Source organism: Pseudomonas sp. GW821-FHT09H03, from assembly GCF_059415945.1.
On sequence record NZ_JBWKOF010000006.1, the window covers coordinates 40,042 to 50,610 of the forward strand.

Sequence of the window (10,569 nt, forward strand, 5' to 3'; positions counted from 1 at the left end):
TTCAACGGCCTTCGAAGTGAAGGTCGATTCAATAAAAGGGAGCCCGCTGAAACGCAGCTCCCCTCCATGTCACAACGCTACCGCACTCCCCGACTCGGCCCGCAGGCCATGCCCGGACGGCTTACCGGCTGAGAATGAATGTTGTCAGGGTTTGCAGATCCTCCGCGCTCAGCTGTGCAAAAGGCGGCATCGGGATGTCCCCCCATTTGCCGCTACCCCCGTGCTGAATGCTCGACGTAACCTTGGTCAACGCCTGCGGATCATTGGCATACCTGGCCGCCACATCGTGATAGGCCGGGCCTACAACCTTGTGATCGATCGCATGACAGGACAAACAGGCATTGTTCTGCAGCAGGGCCATGGGATCGGCTTTCGCGGCAGGCACCGCCGGGGGCTGGGCCGCCACCGGGTTCGAAGCCGCCTGCACCTCGGCATCGCTCGCCTTGGCACTACCGTAGGTCACCGCGAGGTAGGCGCCAATCATGCTCACGTCCTGATCGCTGATCGGAGCGCCATAAACGTGCTGCATCTTGCCAGCCTCTGCCGTCCACTGCGCCAGGCTCAAGCCGGGAGGCTGGAAGGCGATGTAATCGGCAGAATGGCAGATGGAACATTTTTGCTGCGCCAATTGATAACCAGGCAGTGCGCTGGGCTTGAACGCTGCGGTTTCCGGCGGCAAGGTGATCGACAATGGCGCTGCGCTCGCCATGGTAGCCAGACAAAACTGCGCCGCGCACAGCAAGGTCATCATGGGTTTCATGCTTTTCATGCTGGCCCCCTCAGGCAACGGTCACGTGGCTGGTTTCTACGACATGGCGACGGTAGCCACTGGGGTTCCAGTCAGCTTTCACAGGTTGCATCTCGCCCGCACTGTTAGCGGCTCGCACCATCAGCTGTGTGGCGCCCTTGCTGGTGAAGGTGACCGGTAATGTCCACTCGCGGAAGGAGAAACGGCCAAGGTCCTGCCCCAGCGTGGCTTCGCGCCAGCTTTTGCCCCCGTCGATCGAAACCTCCACCTTGTTGACGCCAGCACCACCATCGAACGCAATGCCCTTGAGCAGCACGCTTTTTTTCAGCGGCAACACGTCGCCATGTTTAACGCTGGTGATGAAACTGCGCACCGGCAATTTGGAAATCGGCCGGGTTTGCGCCGCCGTAGTACCGGGGGCGATGCAGAAACACTCGTTGTCTGGAAGGCGGTAACCTTTAGCCATGAAGAAACCGTCGAAGGTATGGTCGACGACTTCGATCTCACTCAAGTGCTTGACCCAGTAAGTACCGAAATAACCGGGTACCACCAGACGGATCGGGTAACCGTTGAGGAATGGCAGATCAGTTCCGTTCATGGACCAGGCGATCATCGGCTCACCGTCCATGGCATGGCTGATGTCCAGCGCTTTGATGAACTCAGGCGTGCTGGGCAGCACTGGCTTGTCGAGGCCACGGAAGGTCACTTGTCTGGCGTCGGCTTTCACGCCGGCCTTTTCCAGGACTGCCTTGAGCGGCACGCCCACCCAGCGGGCATTGCCCATTGAGCCATTACCCAACTGAGCGCCGAATACCCGCGGCATCGAGAAACCCCGGCTGTTGCCTGAACACTGATTGACGGCCACGACTTCCACCGGCTCGGCGAGGGCCTTGAGCTCTGCAAGGGAAAGCGACAGCGGCGTGTCGACCGAGCCCTTGATTGTCAGACGGTAGCTGTCCGGATCAATGCTGGTGGGGAAATCGGCAAGGTGATAACGCACGAAAAACGCATCATTGGGCGTGATTGGCCCTTCGTTGAAAACAGCGAATGGCGTCTCAAGGTGGGGCGGACGCGTGGTCACCAGCGTCAAAGGACGTTTTTGCGGGTATTGCACCAGCGGCCGCGGGCCAGCCGCGAAGGTCACGTCTTCGGCGGTGTCATCAGCAGTGCGGGGTGTGTCGGCGGCTTTGACAAGGCTTGCCAATGGCGAGGCCGCCAAAGCCAGGGTAAAGGCATCACGCAGCACACGCCGGCGGCTGCGTTTGCTGTCATCTATAAAACTGAACTTCATTCTGCGCTCTCTATAATTTTTTTACTGAGATGCAACAAAGCCCTTCCGCAAGGCACGGAGACATCGGCCAACTGGCGAAACAGGTTCGTTTCAAGGCTCGCCTTCGACGAGCAAACCAGTATCGCCACGCACCGGGAGAGCGCTTTTCATATGGCGTCAATGAGTTCACATTTGATGACAGCGACTGGCAACAAAAAAGGCGCCCCGAAGGACGCCTTTTCAACTCGCTAGAAACCTGGCCGCAACCTCTTTTCAGACATGCTCGCTACTTTTTGCATGTAACGAACGAGGCTCCACAGACCCATGCTCCAGTTCCACCACCGGAATCTCCTTGCCGTCGCAGTCATGCAGTTTGCCGTCGCTGAAGTAATCACCTTCACGCAACGCCGCCAGGTCCTGATAACGCAGAACCCGCTCGGTACCTGCCGCGAACACCGACTGCTGATCCGAATTGCCGGCGGTAAGGTGGTTGAAGGTCAGGTTCAGCACAATGGCCATGATCGCCGACGAGCTGATGCCCGAATGGAAAATCGTCGAGAACCAGCTTGGGAAGTGGTCATAGAAGCTCGGCGCGGCGATCGGGATCATGCCAAAACCGATAGAAGTCGCAACGATGATCAGGTTGACGTTGTTGCGGTAGTCGACCTTGGACAGCGTACGAATGCCACTGGCCGCCACGGTACCAAACAGCACGATGCCAGCACCCCCCAGCACCGACGTCGGCACGGCGGCAATGACCCGACCCATGAAGGGCAGCAGGCCGAGGATCACCAGGAACAGACCGCCAGTGGCTACTACATAACGACTTTTGATGCCGGTGACCGCCACCAGTCCGACGTTCTGGGCAAAGGCGCTCTGGGTGAAGGAGCCGAAAATCGGCGCGATCATGCTCGACAGCATGTCGGCGCGCAGGCCATTACCCAGGCGTTTGGAGTCGACCTTGGTGTCGATGATCTCACCAACCGCCAGGATGTCTGCGGACGTTTCCACCAGCGTCACCATCACCACGATGCACATCGACAGGATCGCCGCAAAGTGGAAGGTCGGCATGCCGAAGTGGAACGGTGTCGGAAAGCCAAACATCGGACCTTCGCTGACCGACGAGAAATCGGCCATGCCCAGGAACACCGCAATGATCGTACCGATGACCATGGCCAGCAGGATCGACAGACGCGAGATAGTCGCACTGCCGATTTTGCTGAGAAACAGCACCAGCACCAGGGTGACTGCTGCCAGGCCGATGTTCGCCACGCTGCCGAACTCCGGGGAATGACTGTTGCCGCCCATGGCCCAGCGTGCCGCCACCGGCATCAGCGTCAAGCCGATGGTGGTGATGACAATACCGGTGACCAGGGGCGGAAAGAACTTGGTGATACGCGAGAATACCGGCGTGATCAGCAACCCGATCAGGGACGCCGCAATCACCGCCCCCAGAATCGACTGAAATCCGCCCTCCCCGCCACTGCTGACAATCGCCACCATGGTCGCGACGCCAGAGAAGGAAACGCCCTGTACCAGCGGCAATTGACAGCCAAAAAACGGTAAACCAAGGGTTTGCAACAGCGTCGCCAACCCCCCTGCAAACAGTGAAGCAGCAATCAACAAGCCGATGTCCGCCGGCGACAGCCCGGCTGCCTGACCAATGATCAACGGCACCGCAACGATGCCACCGTACATGGTCAGAACATGTTGCAGGCCGTAAGCCATATTCGCGCCGATCCCAAGATTTTCGTCTTCGGGCCGTTGGTGTGAAACATGGGGCGTTTTCATGGTAGGGGGTTCCCTGGTTTTTGTTATGCGCACACTGTATGCAAGACATAGGACAAATGTCTATAGAGTTGTATACAACTTACCAGTCACGAAATGGATGATCGGCCATTTCGCTCCTTTGCAACGGCTTAGGCCCCTTCCAAAAACCTTGAAATATATCCCCGCGCGCTCGTTCGTCCATGCCCACTAGTCTTTTCAGTTCCTGGCGACCATCGGTTGCGTCGCCCCCCCTTTTCTTATACATATAAAGTATGCATAATGAAGCCATTCGAAATTCAGTATCACAAGGCAAAGAACGCGGCCAACAAACTTAAGCATCAGGGCATCAGCCTCGCCGAAACCGAACCAGTGTTCCATGACGAACGCGCCCTGACGGTTCAAGACAATCACCACGAAGAACAGCGGTGGATCACCATGGGACTGGATGCAAAAGGTCGGTTGCTGGTTGTCGCGTACACCTACAGGGATCCGAATTTCGTTCGAATTATTTCCGCGCGCATCGCCACCAAAAGCGAGCGCCGTCAGTATCTGGAGGCATGACCGATGAAAGACCAATACGACTTCAACAATGCAAAGCGCGGGCCAGTGGCCTCAAGCAAAGGCAAGACCCGAATTACCATCATGCTCGATGACGTCGTTATTGAGGCGGCCCGGGCGCTGGCGGAAAGCGAGGGCCATGGCTATCAGACTGTGATCAACCACACGCTGCGCCGGGCGCTGCTCGGTGACGGCAAGGCCGGGCAGCTGAAAAAAGGCATCACCACGGCAGAATTGAAGGGCCTGGAGCAGAAACTGTCCGAGGCCTTGCGCGAAATTCAGCGGGTGATGGAGCCAGAAGTTCGCCCTTGATTGGCAGAACCCTTAGCGTGCTGAAAAGCCGATGAGGGGTGGCGCACGCACTATTAACCGTCTGTTAAGTCGATCAACCGCTCTAGCGTGCACTTCAACTGCGCATGCTCCGGCACGCGAATGCCGAATTCGCGCTCCAGCAGTTCAATTAACTCCGATACATCCGCCACCTGCCGGCGCTCACTGTCCTCGCCGATACGATGAATCGCGAAGCTGCCGTTATTGAGCGTGCGCCGCCAACCCTCCCCTGTGCGCGCCACCATCAGCCGTTGGGCGAATGATGACCCCGGGTGCGTCGAGACGTACCAGTTGCCGACCGTGAAATCGATGTCTTCCTGGCGTTGCAGGTCGAAGATGTACATCGCTCGCCACTCGCCGTCGACATTGGCGCTCAGGGTATAGCCGTCGACGTGCTGTTCAATGCGATAGGGCTCGTGCGGGGTCAGTTGTTCGCCACGAGAATCCAGCAACAATGGAGCGGTAGGCACCATGCCACCGAAACCGACGTCGGTGATGTAGCGCACATCATCGATGGTGAGCAGACTCAGGCGATGGGTGCGAGCTGTCCACGCCCCTTCCGGCTGGCCCATGACCACCCGGCCGCTGATGGCACGGGCGTCGAAACCCAGCTCCTGGAGCAAGGCCAAAAACAGCTTGTTGAGTTCATAGCAATAACCACCGCGGCCGTCGTGCAGGACCTTTTGCTCAATGGACGGCAGGTCGATCAGTACCGGTTCGCCGGACAGTGTGGAGAGGTTTTCAAAGGGGAACGCGCCGGTGTGGCGCAGTTGCAGACGGCTCAGGTTTTCCAGGGTCGGTGCCGGCGGGGCATCGAAGCCCAGACGTTGCAGATACAAAGCGGTGTTTGTCAGGCGTGGCTCGCTCATTGCTCAATCCTTTTGCACGGCAGCTGCGGATCACTGCGCCAATGGGCGCTATGTATAAAGGATGAGCCGGCATTGCCGACAATTGATTTAGCCAATCGCCCGCCCGCAAACTTCAACGCCGCTTGCGTGAAGCCAGTTGAATCCAGGTCGGCGCATGATCGCTCGCGTGGGGTTCGTTGCGCACCCAGGCATCCACGCCGGCATCTTGCAGATACGGACTCAAGGCCGGATTGAGCAGCAGATGATCGATGCGCAAGCCGGAATTTTTCTGCCAGTGCTGGCGGAAATAATCCCAGAACGTGTACAGCCGGTCCTCGGGGTACAGATGACGCAGGGAATCGGTCCAGCCCTGGTCCAGCAGACGCTGATAACACGCGCGACTCTGCGGTTGCAGTAACGCATCCTTGAGCCAGGAGCGCGGGTTGTAGATGTCAAGGTCGGTGGGCACCACGTTGTAGTCACCGGCTAGCACCACCGGATGCTCGCTGCCCTGAAGGGTTTGCGCATAACTGATCAGGCGCTCGAACCAAGCCAGCTTGTAATCGAACTTCGGCCCCGGTTGCGGATTACCGTTGGGCAAGTACAGGCAGCCCACCAGGATGCCGTGCACGGCAGCCTCCAGATAGCGGCTGTGGGTATCGTCGGCACCGCCCGGCAGACCGCGGCGACTCTCCAGCGGTTGCGCATCCCGCGCCAGAATTGCCACACCATTCCACGACGCTTGACCGTGCCAGATGGCGCCGTAGCCGGCAGCTTCAAGTTCGGTGGCGGGAAATGCACTGTCGACCGACTTGAGCTCCTGCAGACAGGCGATGTCCGGTTTCTCGCGTTCAAGCCAGGCCAACAGGTTTGGCAATCGGGCGCGCATGCCGTTGACGTTGAACGTCGCGATTCGCAGATTCTTCATGGGCGGGCGCTCCAGAGGGCCGAATGTCTTCTGGTGTGACACCTGCGCCTTTGGGTGGTTGCGTTGGTGCCCCAGGGACGACGGACGACTGGCGACACACGCTGTACACCGATGAAACACGCGGTGCTCGAAGCTTTCAACGATCGGAACGCATCAGCGTCTCGACGCCACCGTCCATCAACAAGGTTGCCGCACGGTTTCGCCCCAAGTGCTTGGCCTGATACAGAGCCGCATCCGCCCGTTCGATGAACAAATCCATGCTGTCGCGCCCGGTCGGCACAAAGGCATTTTTCCTGTGAGGACAAGGCCCGGGCAACGACCCAAACCCACAAATTCGGTGGGCGCAGTTTATGGGGTTATCCGGGATGATTGGCGAGCGCTTGCCGGGTGGTCGCCCCTCCTCGATCGTCGCAATCACCTCCGCACCGATTGACCTTACTGCGGGTTCTGCCCCGTCACCGCCATGGCGGCTTGCGCCTGACGCAGATCCAGTGGGGGCAACTTCACAGGCACATTCAACCCTTTGAGCACGCGGGCGTCGTAGTCGTAGATATCCGGCTTGAATGTCACTCGCCCCTCGTTGCTCAAATCCACTGTCCAATAGGCCAACAGCACCGGCACTTTCACCGGCAGTCGAATGTTCTCGGTCCGGCCGTTGGCCAATTGCTTTTGAATGCCTTCACTGTTCCAGCGCACCGGATCGTTGAACAACAGCTCCACCAATTGCAACGGGTTTTCGACCCGGATGCAGCCCGAACTGGTTGCCCGGACTGTTTTGGAAAACAACTCGCGATGGGGTGTGTCGTGCAAGTAAATCGCATAATCATTAGGGAAGCGGATCACCACCTGGCCCAGCGAACTGTCGGGACCGGCGTCCTGGCGCAGGCTGATGCCCCGGGGATTGCTCCAGTCGACGCTCGACGGATTGAGCACATTGCCTTCGCGGTCAATGACGCGAATCCGGTTGGCGGCCAGGTAGCCCGGATCATTCTGGATCTTGGGTATCACGTCCTGCTTGAGGATCGTCGGCGGCACGGTCCAGGTCGGGTTGAAGGTGATGTAAGTGATCTCGGCCTGGAATACCGGCGTGCTGCGCACCGGTTTGCCTACCTGCACCCGCGAACGCCAGATTGGCAGTCCATCCCGGTACATCGCGACCTTGTAGCCGGCGATATCAACGATGACGAAGGTGCCCTGGAGCTTGTATAGCAACCAGCGAGCGCGCTCCATATTGACCCGCACCTGATCGATCCGCGCCTCGACAGGCACGTTCAGCGCCGCCAATGTCGTCGCGCCGGCCACGCCATCGGCCCCCAGGTATTGTTCGGTCTGATACCTCTTCACCGCCGCGATGACCTTGTCGTCGTAGCCGGCTTTTTTCACCTGGTTCGGGGCCAGGTAGCCGCCCGCCACCAGGCGCGCGCGCAGTTGCGCGACCGCCACCCCGTCCATACCAGGCTTGAGCGACTGCCCTTCACTGACCTTCGGCCAACCACCAGCGTCACGAACCTTGCGCAGTTGCGCCAGGCCATCGCGCAAATTTTTGTAGATCGCCTGTTGCGGCGACGCATCCGCGAACGCCCGCGCCACGTCATGGGCATCGAGGGCGGCGAACAGGTTGTTCATGTCCTCGCGCGGATCAATACCGGCAGGGTCGTAGTTCCAGTGAATGTCCAGACGCGACGGATCGACTTTGCCCCGGCGCAGTTGCAGCAACGCGGTGATGAACGTCCGGGTCGCCGCCATATCGAACATTGCCCGCTGCGCCGTCGATGGCATTGCAGCCACCAGTGACTCGTGGGCCTGGGCCAATTCGGTCACGCGAAAGTCCGCCGGGCTCAGGCCATCGATGCGGGTGTCATCAAGACTTCGCAGTAATTGCGCCACGTCACCATCGTCTGTCCAGGCTGCGCGATAATTGCGGTGCATGTAAAAATCCAGCACCACGCGACTGACATCCAGGCGCTGATGACGCCGGGACGTGAGCACCGGAGGAAATGCCGAGCGCAGCGGCTCCAGCGTCGCCTGAATCGCTTGGCCGACCGCATCATCGGGCGCTGCGACGTAGATTGGGCTGTTCGCTGCAGATACCGGCTCTATCGGCGAATCTTGCCCAAACGCTGTACCGCTGATCAGAAAGCCCATAAAAAATATGCGGCTTATGACGAATAACCTTGTTAATTGCACCATGGATAATCCTTAATCCCCCGTTTTAAACGGCTAGCATTGCGCTCGCTGCTAGACTCGAAATTATCATGATGAGACCCGACTATGGCGCTAATCCGCTCTGGCCTTCTATTTGCCCTGATACTGACGTGGCTGTCAGTACCGTCAGCCTACGCCGATTCACTGGAAGCTGCTCTAGCCAAAGCAGCCCCAGGCGCCAATTCCCGAGTGATCGCCCTTGCCGTTCGTGCAACCCAATGCAGTCGCGCTCAAGGTGCGGCCCCGGCACAAAGACTGGCAGTCATCGATTATTCCATGCCGTCGACCGAACAACGCCTGTGGGTGTTCGATCTTAAAAAGCGCAAGTTACTGTTTCACGAACTGGTTGCCCATGGTCGCAACAGCGGCGAAAACATGGCGACCCAGTTCTCCAACCAGAATGAAAGTTTCGCCACCAGCCTCGGCCTGTTCCGCACACAACAAAGCTATCGCGGGCAGAACGGCTACTCGCTGCGCATGGAAGGCCTGGAGCCAGGCTTCAACGATAACGCCTTCGACCGTGCCATCGTCATACATGGCGCCCCCTATGTCAGCCCCGTGCTGGCCCGCGCCAACGGCAGAATCGGCAGAAGCCTGGGCTGCCCGGCAGTGCGCCCCGCGATCGCGCACAAGCTGATCGACTCGATGAAAGACGGACAGTTGCTGTTTTCCTATTACCCGGATCAGCGCTGGTTGAAGTCTTCTTCATACATCAACTGTGGCAGCGATACAGTAGCCTCAAGAGAAAAGTCCACTTCGCGCCAGTAAGGCACCCATTCTGGCAAACCGGCTCAAGCCATTAAAGCGCTGTATGGATAGCCACTCTGTTAGTTCTGACAGTAGACAGCCGCCAACTTAAACAACTAGTTTAAATCCCATGCATACCCGACAGTCTTTTCAAAGAGTGAACGGTATGCGTGCTGCCTGCTTTGTTGACATTCATTAACCTTGGCCAGGACGGTTCAAGCCACGCAGTGCCCTGCCATACAGAATGGAATCCTGGAGATGAACATCTTCTCTTGGCTTGCACTCGCAAGCTATGCCGTGGCTTTTCTGATTGTCGCCGCCTTTTCACTCGCTTACTTGCGGCGTTCCGATTTCATGCCCTACCACAGTATCGCCGTGGCCCGCCCCTGGAGTGAGGTAGAGCCGCGCATGCAGTTACTGCTTCTGGCATTGATCAAAGTCACTGGATGGGCATGGCTGGCCTTGACCATTGCCGGTTTTCTACTGCTGTATTTGATGTTTTCCCATAACGGCCAACTTGAACGACTGGAACTTGAACAGCTATTCGTGTTTCAGCTGTTCTGCCTGGTCGCGGCCATTCCACCGATAGCCGTTGCTATTGATGTACGAAGAAAAACCCGGGCCCCTACTCCGATTCGCAGCGGTTCCCTGGTTGTGCTTCTCATGCTACTGGGCTTCTCCTTTGCACTGTTGTCCCTTTAGTACGCATAACCGCCCGCACACAGAGAGGTAAGTCAACATGAGCCCCGATTCCGTCTTCTGGAAAGTCGTCAATGGTGAACTTCCGCTACCCAATGCCTCAAATCTGCTGGGTTGGACATTCATTTCCTACGATAAACAGGAACGCAAAGCCTACATCGAGTTCCAGGCCGGCCTCGAGTTGACTAACCTGATGGGCAACATTTCCGGTGGCATGCTCAAGGCAATGCTGGATGACACTATGGGGCCAGCGGTCTACGCCGACTTGTCCACCAATCAGGTGGCTGTGACGATTGAAGCAAAGACCCAATTTTTCCGCCCGGCATTACCGGGGCGCATTTTCGGTTGGGGGCGAGTGGATCATGCGACAAAAGACCTGTTCTTCACGACAGGCCAACTCACCAATGGCGACAATGAGGTGCTTGCACGAGCGACCGCCATTTTCAAGATTCAGAACCTGAAATAG

12 protein-coding genes are annotated in these 10,569 nt (G+C 58.1%); 5 read left to right on the top strand and 7 right to left on the bottom strand.

Going from position 1 to position 10,569, the window contains the following annotated elements:
- Positions 1-121 precede the first annotated feature (121 nt).
- The 3 genes from sorB to AC07OG_RS10095 all read right to left on the bottom strand — a co-directional run bounded on the left by sorB (position 122) and on the right by AC07OG_RS10095 (position 3,809).
- A complete protein-coding gene (gene sorB / locus AC07OG_RS10085) occupies positions 122-769 on the bottom strand; it encodes a SorB family sulfite dehydrogenase c-type cytochrome subunit (protein WP_060540089.1) in 648 nt (215 codons plus the stop codon).
- Between the two features lie 10 nt (positions 770-779).
- On the bottom strand, positions 780-2,039 hold the full coding sequence (gene sorA / locus AC07OG_RS10090; RefSeq protein WP_495066936.1) for a SorA family sulfite dehydrogenase catalytic subunit: 1,260 nt from the start codon (positions 2,037-2,039) through the stop codon (positions 780-782).
- A 252-nt stretch (positions 2,040-2,291) separates the two neighbouring features.
- On the bottom strand, positions 2,292-3,809 hold the full coding sequence (locus AC07OG_RS10095) for a nucleobase:cation symporter-2 family protein (protein WP_060540091.1): 1,518 nt from the start codon (positions 3,807-3,809) through the stop codon (positions 2,292-2,294).
- Between the two features lie 258 nt (positions 3,810-4,067).
- Here AC07OG_RS10095 and AC07OG_RS10100 point away from each other — a divergent pair, with 258 nt between their 5' ends.
- Together AC07OG_RS10100 and AC07OG_RS10105 are read left to right on the top strand one after the other, a co-directional pair.
- A complete protein-coding gene (locus AC07OG_RS10100; RefSeq protein ID WP_060540092.1) occupies positions 4,068-4,349 on the top strand; it encodes a BrnT family toxin in 282 nt (93 codons plus the stop codon).
- A gap of 3 nt (positions 4,350-4,352) precedes the next feature.
- Positions 4,353-4,658, top strand: a complete 306-nt coding sequence (locus AC07OG_RS10105) for a BrnA antitoxin family protein (protein WP_495066937.1) — start codon at positions 4,353-4,355, stop codon at positions 4,656-4,658.
- Positions 4,659-4,711: 53 nt separating this feature from the next.
- Here AC07OG_RS10105 and AC07OG_RS10110 read toward each other — a convergent pair whose 3' ends face one another.
- From AC07OG_RS10110 to AC07OG_RS10125, 4 genes are all read right to left on the bottom strand, one after another.
- Entirely contained in the window at positions 4,712-5,545 is an 834-nt protein-coding gene (locus tag AC07OG_RS10110) for an arylamine N-acetyltransferase family protein (RefSeq protein ID WP_495066938.1), read from the bottom strand.
- Positions 5,546-5,657: 112 nt separating this feature from the next.
- Positions 5,658-6,452, bottom strand: coding sequence for an exodeoxyribonuclease III (locus AC07OG_RS10115; protein WP_495066939.1), 795 nt, complete (start codon positions 6,450-6,452; stop codon positions 5,658-5,660).
- Positions 6,453-6,588: 136 nt separating this feature from the next.
- Positions 6,589-6,711 carry a hypothetical protein gene (locus tag AC07OG_RS10120; protein WP_495067071.1) on the bottom strand — a complete coding sequence of 41 codons (123 nt, stop codon included), beginning with the start codon at positions 6,709-6,711 and terminating at the stop codon, positions 6,589-6,591.
- 176 nt (positions 6,712-6,887) lie between these two features.
- Positions 6,888-8,642, bottom strand: a complete 1,755-nt coding sequence (locus tag AC07OG_RS10125; protein WP_495066940.1) for a L,D-transpeptidase family protein — start codon at positions 8,640-8,642, stop codon at positions 6,888-6,890.
- Positions 8,643-8,723: 81 nt separating this feature from the next.
- Here AC07OG_RS10125 and AC07OG_RS10130 point away from each other — a divergent pair, with 81 nt between their 5' ends.
- From AC07OG_RS10130 to AC07OG_RS10140, 3 genes are all read left to right on the top strand, one after another.
- A complete protein-coding gene (locus tag AC07OG_RS10130; protein WP_218424447.1) occupies positions 8,724-9,425 on the top strand; it encodes a murein L,D-transpeptidase catalytic domain family protein in 702 nt (233 codons plus the stop codon).
- A 237-nt stretch (positions 9,426-9,662) separates the two neighbouring features.
- The gene (locus AC07OG_RS10135; protein WP_495066941.1) at positions 9,663-10,106 is read left to right on the top strand and encodes a hypothetical protein; all 444 of its coding nucleotides are present in this window, start codon (positions 9,663-9,665) and stop codon (positions 10,104-10,106) included.
- Between the two features lie 37 nt (positions 10,107-10,143).
- Positions 10,144-10,569 (top strand): PaaI family thioesterase, encoded by a 426-nt coding sequence (locus AC07OG_RS10140; RefSeq protein WP_495066942.1) that lies wholly within the window; start codon positions 10,144-10,146, stop codon positions 10,567-10,569.